Raw genomic sequence first — 24,987 nt, forward strand, 5'->3', positions numbered from 1 at the left:
CGAAGAAAAAGCATCGATAAACTGGATGTTTAATGTTGATAAGGCGCGCGAGAAATTCACACGCGCCTATGAACAGCTCAATCAATCATAATTAATGAGCCAAGGTACTAGGAGCAATACGCCTTAGCAGGGTTGGTATAAGACTTAATGCGGAGCGAAGCTCAATAATCATTACAAACATCATCAATGAATAAAACCATCAGCCTATTTTTTAATCGCTAAGCCCTACTTTTCAACCTTTTTCGACTATTTTTAAGCCGAACCTTTAAACCTTACTGTGAATGTGTTGTTTAACGGATAGGAAAAGCTGATAATAGCCGGAATACTATCTTAATTATGAAAAAAGATGAGCGAGTATCTTCTACTATTGATCAGCACAGTACTGGTCAACAACTTCGTATTGGTTAAGTTTTTAGGATTATGTCCATTCATGGGGGTTTCAAGCAAACTTGAATCCGCTATCGGCATGTCTATGGCGACGACCTTCGTCCTCACGTTGGCGTCAATTTTAAGCTATCTTGTCGATCAATATTTACTGCTTCCTTTTGATCTCGACTACTTGCGCACGATGAGCTTCATCTTAGTCATTGCAGTGGTTGTTCAATTTACTGAAATGTTAGTGCAAAAAACCAGTGCTGCTTTACACCGAGCCTTAGGGATTTATTTACCTCTCATCACCACTAACTGTGCCGTTTTAGGTGTCGCATTACTCAATACCAATGAGCATCATAATTTATTCGAGTCAGGTATTTATGGCTTTGGCGCAGCGGTTGGTTTTTCAATGGTATTAATCTTATTTTCAGCCATGCGTGAAAGACTTGCAGCAGCTGATATACCGAGCCCTTTTAAAGGCGGTGCCATCGCAATGATCACAGCGGGACTCATGTCTCTCTCCTTTATGGGCTTCACGGGGTTGGTTAAATAGTGTTATCAGGTATTATATTTGCAGTCATAGTGTTGACCTTATTAGCACTTTGTTTCGGCCTTTTACTCGGGTTTGCAGCCGAGAAATTTAAAGTCGACGGCGATCCTCTCACCGATCAAGTTGAAGCCTTGTTACCACAAACACAATGTGGGCAATGCGGCTACCCAGGATGTCGCCCTTATGCGGAAGCCATAACCGCTGGAGATAAAATCAATAAATGTCCGCCCGGTGGCACTGCCACCATGGAAAAACTCGCCACACTCGTTGGCGTTGAACCCGAGCCTTTAAATCAAATTGAAGAAAGTACAATAAAAAAAGTGGCCTTTATACGTGAAGAAGAATGCATCGGTTGTACTAAATGCATCCAAGCCTGTCCTGTCGATGCCATCTTAGGGGCGGGAAAGTTAATGCATACTGTCATTAGCGATTATTGCACAGGATGTGATCTTTGTGTTGCCCCCTGCCCAGTAGACTGTATTGATATGATCCCTGTAAAACAAACCACAAAAACGTGGAACTGGCAGCTTAATTCTATTCCAGTCACTTTATTGGAAAAGGAAAAGCCATGCTAAGTTTACTTGAACAAATCGATAGTGGCACTTTATGGCAATCACCCGGTGGGATCCATCCTCCTCAAATAAAGTCATTGTCCAATACACGTCCTATCGCTCGACTGCCTTTGGCTCAAGAATACGTTATTCCTGTGCCGCAACTCGGTGAGCAAGCCATTCTCGCCGTCAATATTGGCGATCTGGTTAAAAAAGGCACCCCATTGACTCAAGGACAAAGTGCTACGTATCTCGCAGTACATTCTCCCACATCAGGGATCCTAGTTGCCGTTGAAGAAAGAGCCAGTAACCATGCTTCAGGTCTGCCCGTATTAAGCTGCATTATTCAAGCCGACGGACTCGATACTTGGTCTCTCCTTGATAGTCATCAGGATTTTCAGCCTCTATCTAATGCTGAAATGTTAACTCGAATACAAGCAGCCGGTATAGCAGGGCTAGGGGGCGCCGCTTTTCCCACCCATATTAAACTCAATCCAGTGAGTGATATAGAACTGCTAATCATTAATGGGATTGAATGTGAGCCCTACATCACCTCAGATGATCGCTTAATGCGGGAATACAGTCATGATATATTGACTGGCGTCAGCATTATTCAACAATTAATCGGACCCAAGCGCATTATTTTTGCGGTAGAAGATAATAAACCTGACGCGATTAAAGCAATAAAAAAAGCCTTGAAACGTCATCCGATCAATAGCGCCCAGATCCGCGTCACCGCTGTCCCAACGAAATACCCTTCAGGCGGAGAGAAGCAGCTCATACAAATGTTAACGGGACAAGAGGTCCCTTCCGGCGCGATCCCCGCTCAATTGGGTATGTTAGTTCAAAATGTCGGCACCGTTTTTGCCATCAAAGAAGCCGTCCTTGACGGAAAACCGCTCATTGAACGTGTCGTGACCATCACTGGAGAACGAGCAACAACGCCAGGCAATTACTGGCTACCGATTGGCACACCGATAGAACACGTACTATCTCTGAGTCAGACACCTAAAAAGCCTCCTCAACACATTATCATCGGTGGACCGATGATGGGCTATATTCTTCCTCAAGCAAGCGCCCCTATCATAAAAGGCACTAACTGCTTGCTGTTGCCCAGTGATAATGAAATGCTGGTAGAGCAACAAGAGAAGCCTTGTATTCGTTGTGGTGAGTGTGCTCAAGTGTGCCCAGCCTTATTATTACCTCAACAATTATTTTGGCATGCTCAAGCCAAAGAATATGATAAAGCGGCAAGTTACAACCTACAAGATTGTATTGAATGTGGCTGTTGTAGCTATGTTTGCCCAAGTGATATCCCTCTGGTGGAATATTATCGAGTGGCAAAATCGGCTTTACGAGAGCAATCAAAAGACAAACAAGAAGCCGATTTAGCCAAACAACGCTTTGATGCTAGAACCCAGCGTTTAGAAGAAGAAAAAACCGCTCGAGAAGCCAAGCAACAACAAGCCGCCTCAAGACGTAAAGCAAACGTGACAAATAAAGATAATGATGTAATTGCCGCAGCAATGGCTCGCATAAAAGCGAAAAAAGACAGCAGTCCCTCAACTCAAGAGATCACCGCAGAAAACACTGCTATTGCCCATACCGAGCTAGCGCAGAAAACGGATAAAAAGGCCCAGATTGCTGCAGCGCTTGCCAGAGCAAAAGCCAAGAAGGCCCAAATGGCGACCGCACTAAACACCGATATCACGAGCCCAGAGAAGGCTCAGCTCAATGCCAACGAAGGCGCAATAACGCACATTCCCGTTACAGACAGCCCTATTGTCGATAAAAAAGCTAAAATCGCGGCGGCAGTTGCCAGAGCAAAAGCCAAGAAAGCCCAAATGGCGACCGCACAAAACACCGATATCACGAGCCCAGAAAAGACTCAGCTCAATGCCAGCGAAGGATCAATAGCGCACATTCCCGTTATAGACAGCCCTATTGTCGATAAAAAAGCTAAAATCGCGGCGGCAGTTGCTAAGGCAAAAGCCAAAAAATCCCAAATGGCGACCGCACTAAACACCGATATCACGAGCCCAGAGAAGCCTCAGCTTAATGCCAGCGAAGGATCACAAAGATCAATAACGCAAACTCCCGTTATAGACAGCCCTATTGTCGATAAAAAAGCTAAAGTCGCGGCCGCAGTTGCCAGAGCAAAAGCCAAGAAAGCCCAAACAACTGCAGCGATGCAACCTCAGGATCGAGTCACCACGGAAAACCAAACTGAGAGTTCAAGTGAACAAACGCCTGTCACTGACAGTCTTTCTATAGAAAGACCAGTGTTAGACAAGAAAGCCAAAATAGCTGCCGCGGTTGCAAAAGCCAAGGCAAAAAAAGCACAAGCTCAACAAGAGAATAAGGATTAACCGATGGCGTTTAAAATAGCCTCGTCACCTCACCTGACTCAACATAATCAAACCCACACCGTCATGCAGCGCGTATTATTATGTGCTCTACCCGGCGTTGCCGTTCAATGCTACTTTTTTGGTTTCGGTAGTCTAATACAAATTATTTTAGCCATTAGTGTGGCTCTGCTATGTGAAGCTGCCGTTTTATTTTTGCGAAAACGCGCCATAAAGTCGACCCTAAATGACAATAGTGCCATGCTCACCGCCTTGTTATTGGCGATTTCTATTCCGCCTTTAGCCCCTTGGTGGGTGATTGTCATTGGTACATGCTTTGCTATCGGTATCGTCAAGCACCTTTATGGTGGCCTAGGTCAAAATATTTTTAATCCTGCCATGGCCGCTTACGTCATGTTACTCATCGCCTTTCCAGTACAAATGACCACTTGGGTGGCCCCGAATAGTATCGCACTCCATCCTGTGGGTTTACTCCAAAGTATCCAATATATTTTTACTCATATGCCACAAGCAAGTATTGACTCCTATCAATTAGGAGTTGATGGCATTTCCATGGCCACGCCACTTGATACCGTCAAAACCAGCTTATCCAGTGGACTGACCATGCAAGAAAGTTTACAAAACCGTATTTTCGCTGATGGGCTTCCTGTCGGCTGGTTATGGATTAATCTCGCTTATCTCGTCGGTGGACTGGCCATGTTAAAGCTTAAATTAATCCGCTGGCAAATCAGCGTCGGAGTCCTCTGCTCACTGTTTATCCTCAGCAGTATTGGCTTCATATTAAACCCTGACAGTCATTTAGGTCCCTTAGTCCATCTATTCAGTGGCGCCACGATGCTATCCGCATTTTTTATTGCCACCGATCCTGTTACAGCAGCAACAAGTCTCAAAGGCCGGTTACTTTTTGGTGCGCTCATCGGAATACTCGTTTATGTGATCCGCACTTTTGGTGGGTATCCAGATGCCTTTGCTTTCGCTGTTTTATTAGCCAACCTCTGTGCCCCCTTTATTGATTATTATGTGAAGCCCAGAGCTTATGGCCATCGAATTAGTCATTAGTAACAGAATATCGATAAGAGAAAATTATTGTGAAAAAAGCCATGCTCAAAAACGGATTGATTTTAGCCCTCTTTGCCTTAATTTGTACCGCACTGGTTGCGGTGGTCAATCACTTAACTGCCGATCAAATAAAACAGCAAGAAACCCAAGAATTAGGCCGGATCTTACAGCAAATTATCCCCACTAATTTGCACGATAATGTCATCGCACAGCATTGCATACGCATTACCGCCCCTGCGGCATTGGGCACAATAAACTCGATGCCAGCGTATATCGCATCAAAAAACGGCATTGCAACCGCCATCGCCATGGAAACCATTGCACCGGACGGCTACAACGGTAATATTCGTATTATCGTCGGTATTGATGCCCAAGGAAGGGTATTAGGCGTACGTACCTTAGCTCAGCAAGAAACACCGGGACTGGGTGATAAAATTGAAATCAGAAAGTCTGACTGGGTCAATAGTTTTCAAGGGATGATCCTGAACGCTGCAACGGCATCTCACTGGAAAGTCAAAAAAGACGGTGGCGATATTGATCAATTTACTGGCGCCACCATTACGCCTCGCGCCTATGTGAAAGCGGTTAAAAATACCCTAAACTATTTCAATCAGCATAAAACTGATTTATTGAACCAACCCGCCCATTGTGAGGCCATATAATGAGTGAATATAAAAACATTGCTTGGCAAGGCTTGTGGAAAAATAATCCAGGACTGGTTCAACTGCTCGGCTTGTGTCCATTACTGGCGGTGACAACCACATTAACCAATGCATTAGGTTTAGGTTTAGCCACCTTGTTGGTACTCATGGGCTCCAATATTCTCGTCTCTTTGGTGCGTGATTATGTGCCAAAAGAGATCCGCATCCCTGTTTTTGTCATGATCATCGCTGCCTTAGTGACAACAGTACAGCTCCTCATCAATGCTTATGCCTATGGCTTATATTTATCGCTAGGGATCTTCCTGCCACTCATCGTGACCAACTGTGTCATCATTGGCCGAGCTGAGGCCTTTGCTTCTCGAAATAACGTCTTCAAAGCCGCTTTTGATGGCTTAATGATGGGCTTAGGCTTTACGCTAGTACTGGCACTGTTAGGTGCAATTCGTGAAATATTGAGTCAAGGAACACTCTTTTCTGGCGCCGATCAACTATTAGGTCCTTGGGCTAAAGGACTCACTATTCAGTTATGGCAAGTCGATACTAATTTTTTATTAGCCATGCTCCCCCCCGGCGCCTTCATCGGGATGGGGTTATTAATTGCATTAAAAAATGTTATCGATACACAGTGGACCATACGCCACCCTATCACGTCTCCAGATGCTCCAACACGTGCACGCATCACCAAAGTAAGTTAATTAATCATGAATACTGAAAAACGCAGACAAATATTAACCCGGTTAAAAGCGAATAACCCCCATCCAGAAACGGAGCTTAATTTTTCCAGCCCCTTTGAATTATTGGTTGCCGTAACTCTCTCCGCCCAAGCAACCGATGTCAGTGTCAATAAAGCCACCGATAAGCTTTTCCCGATCGCAAACACTGCCCATAGTATTTATGCTCTTGGGGTTGATGGCTTAAAAACATACATCAAAACCATCGGCCTGTATAATAATAAAGCGGCTAACGTCATTAAAGCCTGTGGCATGCTCATTGAGTGGTATGATGGCGAAGTGCCTGAAAACAGAGAAGCCTTAGAAGCGCTTCCTGGAGTCGGACGAAAAACGGCAAATGTCGTGCTCAATACCGCCTTTGGCTGGCCAACCATTGCCGTTGATACTCATATCGACCGCGTTGCTAATCGCACTAAGTTTGCTATGGGAAAAAACGTCGTCGAAGTTGAGAATAAACTCTTAAAAGTGGTTCCGGCAGAATTCAAAGTCGATGTCCATCATTGGTTGATTTTACATGGCCGCTATACTTGCATCGCACGTAAACCCCGCTGCGGAAGCTGTATTATTGAAGATTTATGCGAGTTTAAAGATAAAGTTTATCCAGACGAGTAAATCATTAAGGCTTATGCCCTAATTTGTTGAAGACGCAAGATCCTGGAATTTTTTTGGGGGGGGATTAAACTAACTCAACTCGGGTTAAACTAAATATTAAATACATGAGCCAGAGGTCCACTTTAACACATTGGTTTAAATGAAATCACTAACACATCTACTATGCATCATTCCGAGTTCAGCTTCAATAAGCCGCTCACGCGGCTATCATTGCTCAATGACTATAATTCAAAACCATGACTCAACACCATGGCTCAAAACAGAGCAGTGAAAAAAAGCGAAAAGATAATCGCAATAACAACCACCATTCCAATGGCTATTTTTAATTCTGTAGGCATTATATCCTCCTTATATAAGCTATTCATCCTTTAGCATAAATCATTTATGCCAATCTTGCTTCCCTCTTACCTCGTATCAATCTATCCAAACGACTTAGCAATACAGCCTTAGGCTTAATCATCCAGAAACGAAAAACGGAAGAATGTCAGTCTCTACCGGATCCAAGCACATGGACATCATAAACGAAAATAGCTCGATAGGGCATCACGAATTAGTCGTAGAGGCTCATCACAAGCCTCTCATTGAAGGAGGGTTAAATAATACGCCTCAAACCACTTTGAGGCCGCCATTTAACTTGGTCTTTGTTATGATGATTTTCAACACTCACCTGCGTAAAACTATTAATGCTCGAATACGCAGAAAATATCTGATTTAACACCGCACCAAATAAATACATGTCACCCAAGCAAGGAAAACCATCGGGATCCAGTTTGATTTTGACATCCGAGCCTCGGATCATCACTCCTTTGTATAAGCGGTTCACCGGTTCAATCCACACTTCTTTTATTGACTCTGTGCGTTTGGTATTCGCTAATACTTTCGCTCTATCTGCCGTATCAATAAACACATACAATTTCAATAATGCCGTTAGGTTTTCGGCATTGGCCAAGGTCAGTTGGTTTAAATATAAGTGCGACAACAAACGCCATAACGTATTTTTACCTAACGGACTTTCGATGGGAGCCGTTGGCGTTAATATATTGGTAAACTCCACTAAAGCAGGAGAAGATTCTGTGGGTAAACAAATATCCCCAAACTGTAATTTTTCAGGTAACGAAGCGTTAGAACAAGTAACTCTGACCGATAACATCTCCCGATTAATTTTTTCTTCTGACACAGGATAAGCCACCGATAAAAAAACCTCAGATCCAAAATGTAATCTGGCTTTACGCCGCCTTAACGAATAAACAGGCACCAACTCAGCTTGCGGATTAAACATGGTGAATGGCTGATAAATCCGCTCCTTGATACTCCCCTGTACAAAGCCAACCACTTTATCCACTGCATAGACTTGATAACCATCATGCCCTCGGGTACTGGGGGTGATTTTATATTCTAAGCGTTTATGATCCAGTAAAATACTACTGGCATCATGATTAAACAAATTAATGGCGGGTACACAAAAAAGTAAAAAATCGTTCGTCGAAAATGTCACATCCTCCACATTACTCTTCAAACTCAATTCTATTGTAAAATTGCTCTCTCCATCAAAGCGCTGTAACCATTCTAAGCCCTGTACATCAAAAAATAAGAATTTTTGAGGTAACAAAAAATATTCCTGTAAGCAGCGAAACGCAGGAAATGAATTTTTAGGGTAAGGTAGCAGTCCTGAATCATCAAAGTCTGGGAATAACTTTAGATTGTCCCTTAAATTGAGAGTATGTTTTTGCCCACCAGCCTTTAAGGCCAATGAGCGGACTTGACTGTTTATCACTGAAAACTTATTCACCGCATGGTTATAAGATCCCGCGATATGAAATCGTAATGATGATAAGGTCAAATCAGCTAAACTCCCCTCATCGAGCGCAATATCAATGGACAGTTTATTGCCTTCTTTTTTCACATTACTCACGTGTAAGGGGTGTAAGATCACTTCTTCGGTTGTTGTGAATAAACAGCTAACCCCTTCCACTTCTTTGGCTGCTAACTCCGTCCCTGATTTAACCGTAACAGCATCGGTCACACCACGCTTAGTATTAAAGCGCATAATGGTCGCTGAAGGTAAAGGACGTAAATAATGAGGAAAAATAAGCTGAGTTAACCCATGTATGACTTCTGGAAAGTCATCATCCAGTCTCTCTTGAACCAAACCCGATAAAAAAGCGCTCCCTTCGAGGAGTCGCTCAACATCCGGATCAGCATATTGCCCAGCCAACATAGGGGCTAATGCAGGGTGTTTAAGTGAGAACTCTTTCCCTAATTCATGTAAGTAAGATAACTGCTGTTGGTAATATTTATTAATCACGATATTGCTCACTTATCAAAACATTTATTAAAAGACCATCATCAGTGCAATGGAAATGCGACATCCTTCTCAATTAATCTATGCATAAAATCCGTCTCTAATTGCCCCCAAAAAAATGGAGGCAAAGAGACCACTAGCTGGCTTTATTGGCGATTAAAAACAACATTTAACGACTTACCCTCTTGTGAGATTTGAGGGGCTATGGCTTTATTATCGGAATTTCTAAGCCACAACACGCTACGAACAAAACCGTCATATTGCACTAATACAACTTTTTCAACAGGCCCTTTATCAAAGCGCCATATATTATTCGTATCAATCCCCCAATTACCTTGAATATCTAATACCCAAGCTTTTTTCTTATTGACAAAAAAGCCAGTCCACTTAATCTGAGGTTGAGATAATTGAAACTGGATCGTATCTGCCTGCTTCGATGCCTTATAATCAACTCCCGTCACATAAGCGCCTTGCGCTTTCTGCACTACTGAACTTGATACTTGGCTGCTATCGTCAGTTTGAGTCGATGATGTCTGAGAGGCATTCGTCATCGTTTTTGCCGCGCTAGGAGCCACAACGACCTCTGGAGCCACATATTGCTGCGCCGTACTAGAACTTGGTACCGTTGTACTGGACGCCTCATTCACCGAGGTATCTTGAACCGTTTCTGTATTTAACTGAGTCTGAGGCATTTTCTCAGTCTCATCACTGGGCGTACTAATGAAAAATTGTGACTTTAACGCTTCGTACTTTTGCGCCACAAAACTTCTAAATTCAGCCCCCATACCAAATTGAGACTCAATCGCAGATTTGATGGGGATCGTATTTAATCGATATCCAGAGCCATAAACGGTAATAAAAACGGTGCACACAATGACAAAGCACCAAACACCAAATAACACCAGTGATACCATACGTTCATAAGTTAATCTCATAGCTGCCTCGCTAAATCTGCTGAGCATTCGGCAATAGTCAATGGCACAGTTAAGGCATTACTTTTCGCTAATGCAACGATAGGCGCCCCACCATTGATCTGATAACTTAACCTTAACCACTTCATTCCCATCTGTGTTAACTCCTTTTCTTGAGCTGGGAAATCAGCAGGACTAAAGGTTTTCTGACCCGTTCTAAAATCAATCAAAAACTTTTGGAAACCAAGCGCACCCGAGTAGGTTTTTGTGACACTCAGACCATCAAATTTGACTTCTAACGTCGTCGCACCACAATCAGCCGAATCCCATTTAAACAATTGACTCGCTGGGAAGTTATAATTATCCAATGCAATTTCACCCGAAGCGCATTGCAGTTTTAACGATACCGATTTAGGTTTTAATGATGCGCTACCATTAATACTCATTGGAATATTGGCCACAGTGACATTATAAGTGCTTTTTACTTTCTGTTCTAAATAGGCACCTCGTTCCACAAACTGGAAAAAATCAGCCTTAAAGGGAATCGATAAACCTTGGAAAGATTTAGGGTGCCAACCATCTGCTTTTCGTTCAACAAAGCCTTTAGCAGGTCCATCAATAAACTTGGTCAATAATCCACCTTTAGCAAATAAACGGGACTCTTGTTCATCAGCAGGGATATATTTTAACGCACCGTAAACGTCACTTTCCCAGTAGTTTTGCAAAGCACAGGCAGCCAACTCCATTTCAGCAGATAGGACAAATTGCACACTGTTTCTGAAAATATCCCCCGCATCAAACTGGGTTGCCTTATTATCTAAAATCTGATCTAAGCTATTAGCTGCCATCATCGTCTGTGAAATGGGCGACTTAGGATCACTGTTAGATAAAATGGTCGACGCACTATTAAAAGATGCATTAATCGTACTAACATCAGGAACAATGTCCGCTAAACCCTTTTGAAATTGCTGATAGGCCAAAATGCCATCGTTCACTTTTTTGAAATAGACCGGATCAGAGATATTACTCACCGCACCAATAATCGCATTCACGCCTTTCTTAATATCTTTCGACTCATTATCTTTTTTCTCCCAATAATCTTTAATAATGGCTTGAGATAACGTTAAATCTGCAAGGTTCACAGAATAAATAGGCTGGATCGCTTGAAGTTCTTCCAGCATTTTTTTCTGCATTAACATATATGGATTGTCTTTTCCTGCCATGCGCTGCATGATAAGTCGCTTATCTTCAAGCGTTAATCCTTTCGTTGATACATTAAATGCGCGAGAAAAACGTTGCCATTGCTGCACATATTCAGCGCCATAGAGATTCCAAAAACGATTAATTTGCACTTCAACGGTTTTATCTTGACTCGTTGTCTTTAAAATAGAAATCAATTTTTGAATCGCTGAATAACCATCTTTGGTATAAGCACCTGATAAGGTACTATTCGATTTAAAGGTCTGAGACCAAAAGTCTGCCGCTTTCACTGGTACTGAATTATGAGAAGATCCCGCCCAAGTCGTTATCCAATTCCAATCTTTACGATTTAAAATAACATCACTCAAAGCACTTCGTGTTGTTGATGCGAGGTATTGCAAAGTCTCTGTATCCGTTTGCCAATTAACATAGGCATCATACAAAAGGGCAAATGTCGCTTGATAAGAAATTTCAATCCCTAGCAAGTTTTTATCTAATGTCATCCATTCTTGATAACCTAAGCCTTCTTTAGCATGAGGAATTTGATTTAATTTCTCTTCAATTTCCTTCAATCGCCAGGCTAAATGGACAATAGTGTCACCCACTATTGGCGATGATTTCTCACTATCAAGATGCTTTAAATGAGAATATAAAATTTTATCCGTACTGGGTAAAACAGAATCAGAAAAACGTTTAACCAAAAATGCTTTAGACTCTTTAATAGAACGTTTTACCGCCCAATCTAAACCAAATTGCGGAATAGGCCAATTATCATAGGCATCTTCGACATCAACAATGGTACTGCGCAATGTCCCCAAGGCTAGAATATCATCCAATACCATAGTTTTTTTCGTTTTACTCGCTTGCACTTGCGCCTGTAGTTGCGCCATTAACTCATGATCTTTTGAAAAATTTAAGCTGATAATCGCGATAAAACAAAAAGTGAGTAAAAGAAACGTGACCAGCGCGATATTAGCACTGATGGTTTTCCATCTTAAAAACTCTTTAATGGGTTTAAAAACATTACGGTTAGTCGGTAACACACTTGAAAAGAAGTCATATAAAAATAAGCCACTACTCTTATTTTCATCTTGTATTTCACTGATTTCGGCATCGGGAAGTAATTCATCAATAAATTGACTTTTTTCTTCTCCCGGTTGAACCGCACTGGAAAAATACAAGCCTTTCAATAAGACCGCTTCGTGATATTTACCACTGCTAAAAGCACTATTAATGAAGGTATTTAGCGACGATTTTAAGGCGGCTAATTCTGATGATAATAAAAAGCGCTCTCCGCCTTTAATGTCATCCAGTACCAGTAAATGATTGTCGACTTTGTTAGTAATATCAGACAATGCTTTATCCACAAAACCGGTTATATCATCCGTATTCTCAGCAGTATAACCAAATGCCTGTTTAAGATCAGTAGCCGATAATTGCTGAGCAAAATCACAGAAACCATAAATCAAGTCCGCTTTAGTCACCATCAAATACACTGGAATACGCGCACCCATAATGCGCATCACCCGATTAATACGTCCGCCTATATGACGACCATAATCTCGCAACGCTTGTTCATTATTATCCAGTAGTTTTTCGACAGGTAAGGTGATAACTAACCCATTTAACGGTTCTTTTTTACGGTACTTTAATAATAAGGCAAGAAATTCAGACCATTCTTCATCATCCGATTTCTCTGTCAATGGAACCGCATAACGACCCGCAGTATCAATAATAATGGCTTCTTCAAAAAACCACCAATCACAATTTTGTGTATGTCTTGCCCCATGAACAGGCCCTACACCAGAAAGAATAGAGGTTAATCCAGATCGATAGATGGCACTCGATTTACCGGAGTCCGTTTCGCCAAAAACCACAAACCATGGAAGCACGTATAAAGGGTTACCTAAATTTTTTAATTTAGATTCCCTTAAGGTATTGACCCCTTCTAGCCAACGCTCTTGTAGTTGTAATTGTCTCAGCCTGTTCTCTTCTTTCGCTGATTCAATCAAACTGTTGTCATATTCAACAACACGATTGACAAAAGCCCGTTCACGGTGCCTTAAAATATAAATTCGCAATAAATAGATTAAGCCAACAATCCCTGCAATGCCTGATAAAATGGCAGCACCGATCCACCAAGGCCACTCTTTCATTGAGACCAAATAAAAAACGCCGCCAGACACCACTACAATTAAGATAATGATGAATAGAACCTTTAATAAGGTCCATAAGAATTTCCTCATTAAATGCCCTCTCGTATCTGTAAACTATTAAAATACATACCCATCACACGGTGCTGAATATAAAATGTAGCGCCCATACTCATCTCCTCTATCCCTCACCTTTAAACCAAATTAAACAGCAGAACTTGATACAATATGAAGATAAGTGCAGAACCAAAAATTGAGCTAAGAATTAACATCAAAATAAAAAAATCCAACCAACGCCATTGAATTAAAGGCTGGCTTTTCTCAGCAGCTGAAGCGGTATTAAATAAGGCCCCTTCATTATCGGGTGCTAAAGCCGTAATCACCGTTTGCTTTATTGATAACAACTCTTTCTTATCGCTTTCAAAGTACTTGCCTTCCACTCCCATCGTTAGACAGCGGGCATAGACATGCAATACGTTCTTTATTGCTTGCTTCGAATATGTTTCAGTTGGACTGTCATTTGTTGCATCAAAACGAGATAAAATATTATCCAAACGAGAGAAAAACTCTTCACCACCACAATGTGTATTAAAAAAACGGGCCTGCAGTGGGATCCAAGGATGGGATTTGGACCAATCTGACAACAATAATTTCTCATCAGCCCAAGTGTAAATAGCAAACTTTGCATCATCAAAAAAATCATCACGACTAAACAACTTTTTTGCTTCTTTATCTGCTTTATCTCGATAAGTGTCTAGATACTCAGCAATATCGTTTGCTGGAATACTATATTGACCATTATGCACTGATAAAACTGCAGACATAAAAGGTTGATAGATACTTAATATATCCATAATTAGCCTCGAGTAACGTAAAGTGTTGCTTGGCAATCGGCATCACTAACCCAATACATACTTAACTTTTTATCTTCTCGAACCGCATTCCACAAAGGCGACGATACATCAATTTCACAATATACCCCTTGTTCATTTTGCGGTAAGCTCATCGGCCTGTCTTCAAGTAACATTAACGGGATCCCTGAGACGGCATGAGCGAGCAAAGAAGATAAAGAGCCAGTAGAGGATAAACGGATCATACGAGACAGTTGCTCGTTAAATTGCTCCTCTGATACCCCCGTAAAGAGAATACAATAACGGTACTCTTCTTTCATTGCACCATCGGGTAAGGACAGTGACCATATGCCTTTTTGATCGGTAAAAGGTAATACATATTCAGGCCCAACCATGATCCCTTGTAATGAACGTTGAACTTGCTCTGCCAAGACTGAAAAAACATGATTTAAATTGGTATGGTCATAATGTGGCCAACGTTGATTGTGCTCATCATCAGCAACCGAAATATCCACAATAAAGCTACTCATTTCAGCCACGATTTCACATAAAGCGGACCACGCATCCCGAGGATGGAGCACGGGTGTCTCGATCACATTTTGAATGAGCCAAGCACAACGGTTAAGAGAGCGAATCGCCAATAATATTTCATATTGCCCTTGAGCACTTTGCTGGCCTAAGGTATTGGGTTGTTTAAAGCGCTCCAATTGTCTGGCTCTCGATACGATTTTTGCACTAACTTCTTCAAGTAAATGATTTAACCTAGGCCACAGTTTGGCATTCACTAAGGGAGGAATGAAGGATTTATGAAAACGAATTTCGTTACCATCTTGCTCCAGCACTGCAATAGGAATCAACATATAATCGCCAGCCGCTTCGATTTCATCTTCCCAAAAAAATTTCAACAGATATTTCAAAGGTCGAGAATGCCCCTCCACTCCATCTGAATATAAATCAGGTATTGTCTCAGGCGTTTCATTAACAATAAAGCGGGTATCGAGTGTAGGCGATAATGCAGAATCATCCACTTCAACCACATTGCTTCTTTCATCATCCCACTGCTTTAAACCTAAATAGACATTAAATGACTGCCCTGTTTTCACCCATTCATCATCAAAATAGCGTGAAATCACTTCAGCATTATCGGGAATACGACACAAAGAGCCATCTTGGAAGAGAACTTCTCCGCTGGAAATCACTAATCGCTTATCAAGCAAAGCATTAGATTGTATTTCCAAGGATAAAACGCCCCAAACATCATTATTGAGAAGTTGCGTTGTCCTCGACATTTTCTGCTGATGAAATTGAGACTCCAGCTGGAAATGTTGTGGCTGTAATAATAAACCTTGATGCCAATAGACCTGTTTGTTCACTTTCAAATGGCGACCTCACTTACTGTTTTTTTTAACTTCATCATTTTGACGTAAAGTATCTTCATTAAAACTCATGGATACAGATAATACTTCTGGGGTATACCAATCTTTAGACCACCACCACATTCCAGTCTCGGATTTGAGTACAGGTATATCGTAAACAGCTGTCACATCACCCCCTCTATCGACATATCCTGCTACAACACCTAAAAATTTTGTTTTATCAAAACGATCAAAACTGCCTATCCATTTTGAACCGGGTTGTAAAAATATACGCTCACTTTGCGTCACCGAATTATCAAAGCGATTGCATCCCAGCATAATATTAATACCATTCGCCGTTGACGCATATTCTACAAACTTGGCTTTATCAGATAATTGATACACACATAACATTAAGCTATGCGCTTGGCCGTCATACCAATTCAACTTATCAGTTGCCGCTACACTCATTTTTATGGCTTTGGGCTGCCATTGCCACTTAATCGAATCAGGACTAGAAGCAGCCACACCAGCGGTTTCAGGTTTCGGCTCACTGGCACACCCTACCAACAACAGTGGGATCAAAAAAATGAGGTATCGATACATAATACTTTTCCTTAACACATTATTTTTACAACAAGTCTTGTAAGGTGACTAAAAATAACACCGATACAAATCTGCATTCTCATTCTTAATCGGACTTTCACCAAATAACATTGATTTAGGCAACCCTTTTATACGAATATAATAACTCTCTCCGGCCGCTAATTCATTCTCTACGCCCCAACCTATAAACTCTGTCCCATCAACTTCTAATTTCATTCCCTTGTAAGGATAAGACAATATTGCTTTTTGTGGTAGTTTACCTGAAGGGCCTACACCGTGGGCATCGATTTCAGCGCCCTCTAATGCAATCATAGCGCCTTGCCAAGAATGAGGACAAGGACCCACTTCAAACCAAGTGCCGATCCCCATGATAGCATGGCAATTGAGTCGATACTCCGTCTCACTAACAGGTAATACCTTAGCCGTAGCCGACAATAATTTTACGCCTAAAACAGCACTATTGACGAACTCACATGCTGATAAATAGATCAATTCTTCAGCCACATCGGCTTTTTCAATGCCTGAGATGAAAACTGGAAACCCATCTCCTTTCAACGTTCTAATTTGCATCAAGGTCAAATTCAATGAAAAGCGATTATGCTCATTTGCAAAAGCAGATGGGGACATCAAAATCACCCAAGCATCAGCATTTTTTAATGCTTCAGTCGGCAGTTCCCACCCTTTTTTATCATCATATTCTGGCCAAAAATGCCCACTGACATCTAAACCATATTTATGCAACGCATTAAATGTCACTTTAGAGGTTTCTTCATTTTTATCAAATGCGCTGATCCAAACTGTTTTTTTCATGCATTCACACCCTAATATTGACTACTTAAGAACCAGCACTTTCACTTGTGAAGGCGCCAATGTCACACCAGGACAGTTGGGAGACATCCCATTTTGCCCAGTAGTGCTTGTTAACCGTTGGCTCGGCATGCCACCCACTATCACCCCAACACTCCCCACCATGTACGTCGTGGGTCCCATCATCATCCCCGATGCAACACCGCCAATGGCGCCTGCATTATCACCATTGCTAAGGGTAACCATTGACCCTTGATGTATTGTCGGTGCACCATCAATCAGCACATTAATGGCCGCAGTAGCAGGATTACACATTGTTCCTTCAGAAATATTAGGATACGGGATCGGAGTCACGGCTGGCCCCACCACGGTATTACACACATCTGGAAAGCCTAAGTTCATGCCTCCTAAGGTGGTATTTGCAAACATAATCATCTCCTTTTCAACTGAATAAGATAAATAATATCACTAGCCTAAATGGATCTTCTCAGCATCTAACACCATTTGCTCATCGGCAGTACTGACGATGTTTTCAGCATGCACTTGCAATTCACCGTCCACTAAATGCCGACTACTGCCAGTTTGTTGCTCATCATGATCTCGTACAATTTGAAAACGTTCTCCCAAACGAGATAACCACATTTCAACAACATGATCAACTTTGTCGGCAACCACATTCATTAGCTTACTAATGACATGCGTTTTATTAGCAACAAGGCTAACATCATGACTTTGTACCGCCATTGTTTGACTGCTACTGGTTATCGCATCGGCTTGAAAAGCAATATTATTCATCGCTTGTGTCGCCACATCATTACCCGTTAATTGCAATTTACCCGAAACATTAAAGGACAAATCGCCTTGATGGGTAATGTGTGCTTGAGTTGGATCGCGCTGCACAAGCACTGACAACAACCAACCTTCAGCTTGCCCGTCAATAGCCACTAAACACATATCGCCTTCACTAGGCTGTAATAAACACCCCGCGGCAACCTTAACATTAAAGGGCTTTCCAGCCACCAGCACCGTCATCCCCCCTGTATCAGCAAACGTATCTTTGGACAAAGACACAACCGTTCCAGTCTCCATTTCAAAGTGACTTAAATTGTCTTTCACAAATGGTATTGCATTCATATTACACCCCTTTAGACCATTGCTCTGCTTCAGCTCTATCCGGATCTGTCCCAGTCGCACCTAACTTATTTGCATTTCCCCAATAAGTATCTTGAGTCAAAGCTTGATGAAACTTTGCTCCCATTAAATTTGCCCCACTAAAATTGGCTTCTGTTAAATTAGCATGAGCAAAATCCACATAATCTGCTGTGACATTTTTAAAACAAGTTTGATAAGCAACAACAGATGTCCATATCGACTGCGATAAATTCGCCCCCGTTAAATTAACCTGAGACATATCCGCCCCTTCAAAGCAGCAACCATTGCACACTGCAAGACTGAGATCGGCACCCGATAAATCTGAGCCCATGAAGGCACTAAAACTAGCCTGTGTTCCTTTTAATATGGCGCCCGTTAATTGACTTTGATTCACATAACAATGCGCCAAACGACAATCAGTGAAATCAACCTTTGTTAAATCGCATTCATTTAATTGCAATGCAAAAAAATTCACATTTTCAAACCGATTTGTCGATAAGTCGATTTCAGACATAGAGGATTTTTCAAAATGACCACGCACAAAAATTGAATCGGTTAAGCTAATTTTTTGAAATGCCGACTTTTCAATTTTAGTATCGATAAAGTTAATCTGAGATAATTGCGTACCGGTCATCGCCAGCGTTTTCAATGTCGCCGCACAAAAATCGATCTGTTTAGCCACACCGTCTTTAAATACACTTAAATGATGGGTCGCCCCATTAAAATTGACACGCTCAAATTGGCAAGCTGTAAAGGCCACTTGTTTGCACTGGATCCCTTCTGCATCCACATTCAAAAAATGGCATTCATCAAAAATCACGCCCTTTAACACACTTTCTGATAATACCGACTGTTCGAATTGGCAATTTTTAAAACGGCACTGATTCAATGTCAATCGAGATAAATTGGCTTGCGAAAAGTCACAATCCACAAAAATCACTTTCTTCAACGTGATATCAGACCAATCATGCCCTATAAAGCTGACATCTTGATGGTGACATTGGCGCTGCAGCTTATCGATAAGATCAGTCTTGCTCATTCAAATACTCCTGCTTATCGGCTAATAACGTGGCTTTGAAATTACAATCTTTGACCTGAGTACTGCCCACCACCACTTTACGTAAATCTGAGTTATACAAATTACTCCTGTTCAAGGAAGCCGCCGTCAGCGTTGCCCGCATGAAGTTTGCTTGCATGGCATTCACATCATTCATTTTTGCCCCGGTAAAATCGCTGCGCATGCATAAAGCTTGCTTTAAATTAGCCCCATTAAAGTTTGCTTGAACCGCACTGGTATTACCGATAAAAGAGCGCGTTAAATTACTATGACACAGTGATGCTTGCGATAAATCAACCTCAGCCAAATTGGCTTGATTCAAATCACAATGCTGCATATTGGCTTTCACAAGCGATGCAGTGCCAAAACGGGCATTAACCATCGCTGCGCCCGAAAAATTCGCTTCGTTCATTGTCGCTCCCCAAAAAAGAGCAGAAAGTAATTTAGCATCACGCCAATCACTGGTAATGGCTGAAACTTTATAACATTTAATGCGTTCAGCCTCAACTCTACGCGCACTCACATTATCCATATTTGCATTTAAAAAAGCGCCTTTTATCAGGATGCTATCATCAAGATTAACTGACGAAAAATTAGCGTTAACCGCCATAATATTTTCTAAATTTGCATGATTAAGGCTTGCCTCACTAAAATCGGCCCCTTTCACCATCGCCTTTTTCAAATTCGCTCTCGGTAGCTCAGCTTCTTTAAACTGGCTATCGCCTAATAATGCTTTCTCAAATGACGCACCTTCACCCTTCACTTTATCGAAAATAGCTTTACTTGCAATCACATTATTAAATTGACTTTGCGCAATATTTGATTGAGTGAAGTCTGCATCATTTAATATTGAGCCCGAAAAATCAGCCCCCGATAAATCTAGCATGGATAAATCGACACTGGATAGATCTTTTTCAACCAGTGACAAGCCCTTTTTATGGTAGTCAATCACTTGTTCGCGGGTCAGCTTTTCAAACCGCGTGTTTTCCTGCTTCATGTCTTTTAATGCTGCCAACTTAGGCTCTGCATCTTTCGCTAATGCTGATAATTTATCGGTCACATCCGCAAAGGTTTTTCCTGCTGCTTTTAACTTATCAAGAGCCCCTTTATCGGTGATTTTTTGACTGCCTACCGCTATGGCTTTTTGCGCATCCGCACCCATTTTTTTTACTTCTTCAGCCAAAGAAAGTCCACTGGGTTTAGGCGCTTTCACCGCACTCAATGCATTCAACACTTTCTCCCGCGCCATGGCATTAGGCACGTTCTCAAAATGCGGTTTTGCTTTTTCAAACTGGGATAGCACCATTTGCTCAGGAGTCATTCCTGCGGGGATCCCCATCTGAGCTGATAATTTATCTTTTTGAAATGTATAAAGAGCAGCAATATCCACCTTAGGTAAAGGAATACTCTCTCTCTGTTTGACCGCCTTATCAATAAGCGCAGCGGTTTCTTTATCTGATGGCAATAATTCAATAAACCATTCGGGTAAATCTATCGACTCTCTATAGGCATTTTCTATTAGAATATTATCTTTAAGACTGATCACCAAAAGTGTAGGAAAAGCCTCAATCCAAGGCTCGACATCATTAATGTTTTGTTGAAATAAAAAGACAGTATGACATTCGTCAATCGCTGCTTGTGCCTCATCAGATAATGGCGCGTCCACCTCTGGCATTTCAATCACATTCGCCATAGTGTGTAAGTCTTGAGCCAGTAACCATCCCATGGCTCGATCCTGACATATCACCACAGGATTGCCAGGCGTAATCTCGCTATGCCACCCTTGTGGCTGACTGCCCTCAACCCATAGACTTTCATCGTCAGCAGTATCAAATAAAGAAGGTCTCACCATCAGAGCCGTAAACTCGCCTTCCTGATACTCAGGGATCACCCATCCAGATGGCACCGTTAAGACTTTACCCGGCTCAAGCCCCCATTGCTCACTACGATATAAAACGGGGGACGCTAAATAGCCCAACATCAACTTTTGACTGTTCAGCATACGTAAACCTGCTGAGGTTAACTGTGTCGCTTTGGGCTTCATGCCCTCAATGGCTAAGGCAATTAATTGACTCGCCTCATCATGCCAAGGATTATCGGCGATTGGGGACTCAATTTTAGCGATACCCGCAGCTAAATCCTGTTTTGCCTTGGCCAGTTTAATGGCCGATTCTGGGGTTGTGGCTTCAGGCAATTTAATCGATTTTAACCCCTTAACCGCTTCATTCTTCACTTCATTGACTTTGGCAGTCATGGCCGGTATTTGATACTTCATTGACGCAAATTTGGTAATACCATTGTCAATGCTAGCCAGTGCGCTGGGGGGAACTGGCATCGTGATCAACCGAGCCTTCATATCAATAAGTTGCCGCATACTATCATCTAAGCGTTTTGGCATTTGAGCCATTAAATTCGCCACTGACGTCTTAGGCGTTGGAATTTCGCCTTTGGATTGAGCCACTTTAAAATCAATATAGCTTGGCGTATCTTGTAAGGTTTTCTTCCCATTTTTCAACAATAATTTAGCTTCAGAAAATTTTTCTTTCGCCGCCTTAATACTTTCCGGCTCCATCGCTTTTGATAATTTATAATGGGCAATGTAATCCGCATAATGTGCCAATGCCTTGGGCTTTTCTTGATAATCTTCAGAGACTAAAAGCACATCTTTAACATCAAGCGCTTCAGCATCATTAACGGCAATAGCCCCTCTAAAAATCATCACGCCTAATTGATTTTCAGGAAAAAACCAAACGGTATCACTGCGTAATTTGACTTCCGATACCGCATGTTTTTTATCCTCTAGCTCATGACGAATAAAAGCCCGTGGTTGATAACAAGGTAATGTCCCTGTAATCGTGTCATGCTTCGGGTGAAGGTTTATGAGGCTATAAGGCTCCCCCCCCACAAAATCTTTATCCAATCGTTGATCGAGAGAGGACTGATTAAAAAACAACCAATCAAAGTCATTTGGGAAAGCGGGCCATTGTTCTCTAAACCATGCATCATTATAAGTACCCATACAGGCAGCACGCTTGGGATGATCGATGGCTAATGGAAGAAATGAAGCAGGTTGTTGAATGTGATGAGCCGTTAGTGATTCTTTATTTTGATCAGCATAAAACACATTCGCTAAAGGGGCATTTTCAACAATGATATTCTGCCCGACGGGGTTCTCAGGAACTTTTTCGCCTCCCCAAGTCGCTTCCCAAGTCAACGCTTGCTGAGTAAAAGGTATCGGTTTACTGGGCATGAGCTTATCTTTAACCCGTAACCAATGCCTATCGCCATAGACATCCAATTGCTTCTCTTTTCCCGCAAGAGAAGCTGAAATTCGGACAACCTCTCTGGGTATTTTACCACTAAAAGCCTGGCCAGATAAAAGCCATTCGGATCGTATTTTGGGGAGACCAGCATCAAAAATTTCGCCCTTAAGGCTCTCTGTGACAATGGGCCACAATTGCTGCTCACCAATAGACTGATTCGGTTTCAGTAAATCAAAACCTAAAATCATACTGATTGAAAAATGAGGTTTTCCATGCAACTCAAAGGGAACAAGAAGGATAGCATGTTCGTTACTCTTTATTATTCTCATACCTTATAATTTCATTCCTTTAACTGTATCTGTTTTCAACGCCGCCCTTAATTATTTAAAACAAAATGGCGCTCATGACTAACAAAAAACTGGTTTCAAACATCACATTAAAATAATCGATATCGTATTCAAATCAAACATTCTTTTTTCAAATCAATTCATTCAGAATAAACACTCTATCTCCATTTAACTGAGTATATACATAAGACCAGTCTAAAGACGAATAAATACAACTACATTTTTAAAATTTCAAACAGGTAACACATAAAAACACATACTTTATAACATTTATAAGACAACTGGAAGTATTCCCCTCCATTGATCATGAAAAAATAAAATAAAGGACAACGAACAATTAAATCAATCAACCCTTATTCAACAAGCCCACTTATTTAAAACCGAAAACAACCCACTATTTCACATTGAATAACTATTATATTATCAAGCCCGACTTATCACTATCTACCCACTTAATAATATCGTTGAAGAATAAAGATGGCTATCGATTAAAAACAAACTTTAATGTCATTAATCGATCACATTATTGTTTACCAGCCCTTTTACCATTCGCACCAAAAGCTAATCATAAAAAATTGATAATAAAGCAATTTCCTGCTTAAACCATTAATACCAACTAAACATATTTCAATCAAAAAAATCTAACGCTATCTCTTTTTACAATAGCAAAGTCATTAATCCACTTAATATAGAATCAAAATAAAATTTACAAGATCATTCCATGGAATGGCATCTTAAGTAGAAATTTAATAGCGCAGAAAAGTGTTAACATACTGAACATTACTCACCAAATATCGCATCACATCTTTAAACGACTTTTATCGAACAATACAAAAGTACTTATAAAAAGTTCATATAAGTTCAATTGTAAATACAAAAAAGATGATTTTAATAAAAAAAAGACCATAACTAGCCTTTAGTCTGGTACGCTTAAAACCAGATTAAGCCAATATCCAAACCACACTCATTATTAATAAGCATTATTGGCAACGAGATATTTAATATAAAATTATAACCATCAAAACTTAATCGATTAAGATCATTAAATCATCTGGAGTAACAAACATGTCCAAGAATACAGGTAATGCGGGTAGTTCAAACTATTCCATTACAAACAAAGGGTTAAAAGTGGTATCGAATTTCAAATATTCATTGACTATTGGTGCCAGTACAAGTATTACACTTGGCGCAAATAATTTTACACAAGTTGGTCTCTCTACCAGTATTTTTGCAGGCGGGAAAGTGGACATTTCAGCTGCAGCCACATTAGATATAAAAGGCCCTTCTTCTACCTATAAGCTCTCTGAAAAGAAAATCGTTAATGAGGAAATTTCGGCCAAAGCCAAAGAAACGACACTAACTCAAAGTAGAACAGAATTAATTGGTACGTTAATCGAAGCATACAACACAAAAATCAGCTCAAAGCTAGAACAAATAGGCACGAATACATTAAAAATTGAAACGAATGAACAATCAATTCTGACTTCAAGTCAATCAATAGAAAAACACAGCCTTACTATCAAACAAGTAGATGCAGTACTTCAAACAGTCGGCCAATTAATCGATAATTGTGAAACGAAAATATCTGATATTACGACTCAAATAGAGACATCTCAAGTCGCCATTAAGGAACATTCCCTCAGTGTTAGTAGCCAAGATATTGCTATTATTCAAAGTAATAGTATTACTATGATAGAATAATATTATCCATTCCTATCGATTAAATGTTTAACATCACTTGTCTAAGTAAAGACAAATGATTTATCCCAATATTGTCACGCCAGCATCAACAATATTGATCCCAGCAGATTCAAGTGATGCTTTGTGATCGGCAAGGAGCACTCCCGCCACTTCTACTTTTGTGCTCACATTACTTAATTCAGTTTGAGTATTATTGATTACAACACCATTCGTTGTCACTTGATTAGCGATGGTACCCACTCTATTGGCTGCTGCATTCAATCCTGTATAAGTACCTGAGTATTAAATTACCATAAATTCGTTCACTATTAGAGCAACGTGATAATTTCAGTACTTATCGCATCATTGAACTTGTTTGTTTATCATTATTTTTGTATAA

Annotated in this window: 20 protein-coding genes; 8 read left to right on the plus strand and 12 right to left on the minus strand. The window is 41.0% G+C overall.

Annotated elements, in window-relative coordinates; translation table 11 throughout:
* The first annotated feature begins 346 nt into the window (after nucleotides 1-346).
* From rsxA to nth, 7 genes are read left to right on the plus strand one after another with little or no spacing between them, the layout of a single operon-like run.
* Entirely contained in the window at nucleotides 347-925 is a 579-nt protein-coding gene (gene rsxA, locus L2764_RS18690; protein WP_248941844.1) for an electron transport complex subunit RsxA, read from the plus strand.
* On the plus strand, nucleotides 925-1,497 hold the full coding sequence (gene rsxB, locus L2764_RS18695; protein ID WP_248941845.1) for an electron transport complex subunit RsxB: 573 nt from the start codon (nucleotides 925-927) through the stop codon (nucleotides 1,495-1,497). The genes rsxA and rsxB overlap by 1 nt, the downstream gene beginning before the upstream one ends.
* Nucleotides 1,491-3,842 (plus strand): electron transport complex subunit RsxC, encoded by a 2,352-nt coding sequence (gene rsxC, locus L2764_RS18700; RefSeq protein WP_248941846.1) that lies wholly within the window; start codon nucleotides 1,491-1,493, stop codon nucleotides 3,840-3,842. Before rsxB ends, rsxC begins: the two co-directional genes overlap by 7 nt.
* 3 nt (nucleotides 3,843-3,845) lie before the next feature.
* On the plus strand, nucleotides 3,846-4,898 hold the full coding sequence (rsxD, locus tag L2764_RS18705; RefSeq protein ID WP_248941847.1) for an electron transport complex subunit RsxD: 1,053 nt from the start codon (nucleotides 3,846-3,848) through the stop codon (nucleotides 4,896-4,898).
* 29 nt (nucleotides 4,899-4,927) lie between these two features.
* A complete protein-coding gene (rsxG, locus tag L2764_RS18710; protein WP_248941848.1) occupies nucleotides 4,928-5,560 on the plus strand; it encodes an electron transport complex subunit RsxG in 633 nt (210 codons plus the stop codon).
* On the plus strand, nucleotides 5,560-6,255 hold the full coding sequence (locus L2764_RS18715; RefSeq protein WP_248941849.1) for an electron transport complex subunit E: 696 nt from the start codon (nucleotides 5,560-5,562) through the stop codon (nucleotides 6,253-6,255). Before rsxG ends, L2764_RS18715 begins: the two co-directional genes overlap by 1 nt.
* A gap of 6 nt (nucleotides 6,256-6,261) precedes the next feature.
* On the plus strand, nucleotides 6,262-6,903 hold the full coding sequence (gene nth / locus L2764_RS18720; protein ID WP_248941850.1) for an endonuclease III: 642 nt from the start codon (nucleotides 6,262-6,264) through the stop codon (nucleotides 6,901-6,903).
* 592 nt (nucleotides 6,904-7,495) lie between these two features.
* Here the strand turns inward: nth and tssF are convergent.
* From tssF to L2764_RS18775, 11 genes are all read right to left on the minus strand, one after another.
* Nucleotides 7,496-9,208 (minus strand): type VI secretion system baseplate subunit TssF, encoded by a 1,713-nt coding sequence (gene tssF / locus L2764_RS18725; RefSeq protein WP_248941851.1) that lies wholly within the window; start codon nucleotides 9,206-9,208, stop codon nucleotides 7,496-7,498.
* Between the two features lie 143 nt (nucleotides 9,209-9,351).
* Nucleotides 9,352-10,140, minus strand: coding sequence for an AMIN domain-containing protein (locus L2764_RS18730; protein ID WP_248941852.1), 789 nt, complete (start codon nucleotides 10,138-10,140; stop codon nucleotides 9,352-9,354).
* The gene (locus L2764_RS18735; RefSeq protein WP_248941853.1) at nucleotides 10,137-13,562 is read right to left on the minus strand and encodes a type VI secretion protein IcmF/TssM N-terminal domain-containing protein; all 3,426 of its coding nucleotides are present in this window, start codon (nucleotides 13,560-13,562) and stop codon (nucleotides 10,137-10,139) included. Before L2764_RS18735 ends, L2764_RS18730 begins: the two co-directional genes overlap by 4 nt.
* Nucleotides 13,563-13,663: 101 nt before the next feature.
* The gene (locus L2764_RS18740) at nucleotides 13,664-14,323 is read right to left on the minus strand and encodes a DotU family type IV/VI secretion system protein (protein ID WP_248941854.1); all 660 of its coding nucleotides are present in this window, start codon (nucleotides 14,321-14,323) and stop codon (nucleotides 13,664-13,666) included.
* Between the two features lie 2 nt (nucleotides 14,324-14,325).
* On the minus strand, nucleotides 14,326-15,693 hold the full coding sequence (gene tssK / locus L2764_RS18745; RefSeq protein WP_248941863.1) for a type VI secretion system baseplate subunit TssK: 1,368 nt from the start codon (nucleotides 15,691-15,693) through the stop codon (nucleotides 14,326-14,328).
* A gap of 15 nt (nucleotides 15,694-15,708) precedes the next feature.
* Nucleotides 15,709-16,281, minus strand: coding sequence for a type VI secretion system lipoprotein TssJ (tssJ, locus tag L2764_RS18750; protein WP_248941855.1), 573 nt, complete (start codon nucleotides 16,279-16,281; stop codon nucleotides 15,709-15,711).
* A gap of 48 nt (nucleotides 16,282-16,329) precedes the next feature.
* Nucleotides 16,330-17,091 carry a hypothetical protein gene (locus L2764_RS18755; protein ID WP_248941856.1) on the minus strand — a complete coding sequence of 254 codons (762 nt, stop codon included), beginning with the start codon at nucleotides 17,089-17,091 and terminating at the stop codon, nucleotides 16,330-16,332.
* Nucleotides 17,092-17,112: 21 nt separating this feature from the next.
* Nucleotides 17,113-17,517 (minus strand): DUF4150 domain-containing protein, encoded by a 405-nt coding sequence (locus tag L2764_RS18760; protein ID WP_248941857.1) that lies wholly within the window; start codon nucleotides 17,515-17,517, stop codon nucleotides 17,113-17,115.
* A gap of 39 nt (nucleotides 17,518-17,556) precedes the next feature.
* Nucleotides 17,557-18,222, minus strand: a complete 666-nt coding sequence (locus L2764_RS18765) for a DUF3540 domain-containing protein (protein ID WP_248941858.1) — start codon at nucleotides 18,220-18,222, stop codon at nucleotides 17,557-17,559.
* 1 nt (nucleotide 18,223) lies between these two features.
* Complete coding sequence (locus tag L2764_RS18770; RefSeq protein WP_248941859.1) at nucleotides 18,224-19,279, minus strand: pentapeptide repeat-containing protein; 1,056 nt, start codon at nucleotides 19,277-19,279, stop codon at nucleotides 18,224-18,226.
* On the minus strand, nucleotides 19,266-22,889 hold the full coding sequence (locus tag L2764_RS18775) for a DUF2169 family type VI secretion system accessory protein (RefSeq protein ID WP_248941860.1): 3,624 nt from the start codon (nucleotides 22,887-22,889) through the stop codon (nucleotides 19,266-19,268). The genes L2764_RS18770 and L2764_RS18775 overlap by 14 nt, the downstream gene beginning before the upstream one ends.
* A 1,083-nt stretch (nucleotides 22,890-23,972) precedes the next feature.
* Here L2764_RS18775 and L2764_RS18780 point away from each other — a divergent pair.
* On the plus strand, nucleotides 23,973-24,608 hold the full coding sequence (locus L2764_RS18780) for a hypothetical protein (protein WP_248941861.1): 636 nt from the start codon (nucleotides 23,973-23,975) through the stop codon (nucleotides 24,606-24,608).
* Between the two features lie 60 nt (nucleotides 24,609-24,668).
* Here the strand turns inward: L2764_RS18780 and L2764_RS18785 are convergent, their stop codons facing one another.
* Entirely contained in the window at nucleotides 24,669-24,869 is a 201-nt protein-coding gene (locus tag L2764_RS18785) for a hypothetical protein (RefSeq protein ID WP_248941862.1), read from the minus strand.
* Nucleotides 24,870-24,987: the final 118 nt, after the last annotated feature.

Source organism: Shewanella surugensis (assembly GCF_023284005.1).
GTDB lineage: Bacteria > Pseudomonadota > Gammaproteobacteria > Enterobacterales > Shewanellaceae > Shewanella > Shewanella surugensis.

What these genes read in the sequence shown, in the direction of transcription:
- L2764_RS18775 (WP_248941860.1), bottom strand. Translation starts at nt 22,889, where the DNA reads ATGAGAATAATAAAGAGTAACGAACATGCTATCCTTCTTGTTCCCTTT.
- rsxA (WP_248941844.1), top strand. Translation starts at nt 347, where the DNA reads ATGAGCGAGTATCTTCTACTATTGATCAGCACAGTACTGGTCAACAAC.
- nth (WP_248941850.1), top strand. Translation starts at nt 6,262, where the DNA reads ATGAATACTGAAAAACGCAGACAAATATTAACCCGGTTAAAAGCGAAT.
- L2764_RS18760 (WP_248941857.1), bottom strand. Translation starts at nt 17,517, where the DNA reads ATGTTTGCAAATACCACCTTAGGAGGCATGAACTTAGGCTTTCCAGAT.
- rsxD (WP_248941847.1), top strand. Translation starts at nt 3,846, where the DNA reads ATGGCGTTTAAAATAGCCTCGTCACCTCACCTGACTCAACATAATCAA.
- L2764_RS18735 (WP_248941853.1), bottom strand. Translation starts at nt 13,562, where the DNA reads ATGAGGAAATTCTTATGGACCTTATTAAAGGTTCTATTCATCATTATC.
- tssJ (WP_248941855.1), bottom strand. Translation starts at nt 16,281, where the DNA reads ATGTATCGATACCTCATTTTTTTGATCCCACTGTTGTTGGTAGGGTGT.
- L2764_RS18755 (WP_248941856.1), bottom strand. Translation starts at nt 17,091, where the DNA reads ATGAAAAAAACAGTTTGGATCAGCGCATTTGATAAAAATGAAGAAACC.
- L2764_RS18715 (WP_248941849.1), top strand. Translation starts at nt 5,560, where the DNA reads ATGAGTGAATATAAAAACATTGCTTGGCAAGGCTTGTGGAAAAATAAT.
- L2764_RS18765 (WP_248941858.1), bottom strand. Translation starts at nt 18,222, where the DNA reads ATGAATGCAATACCATTTGTGAAAGACAATTTAAGTCACTTTGAAATG.
- L2764_RS18780 (WP_248941861.1), top strand. Translation starts at nt 23,973, where the DNA reads ATGTCCAAGAATACAGGTAATGCGGGTAGTTCAAACTATTCCATTACA.
- L2764_RS18770 (WP_248941859.1), bottom strand. Translation starts at nt 19,279, where the DNA reads ATGAGCAAGACTGATCTTATCGATAAGCTGCAGCGCCAATGTCACCAT.
- L2764_RS18740 (WP_248941854.1), bottom strand. Translation starts at nt 14,323, where the DNA reads ATGGATATATTAAGTATCTATCAACCTTTTATGTCTGCAGTTTTATCA.
- L2764_RS18730 (WP_248941852.1), bottom strand. Translation starts at nt 10,140, where the DNA reads ATGAGATTAACTTATGAACGTATGGTATCACTGGTGTTATTTGGTGTT.
- rsxC (WP_248941846.1), top strand. Translation starts at nt 1,491, where the DNA reads ATGCTAAGTTTACTTGAACAAATCGATAGTGGCACTTTATGGCAATCA.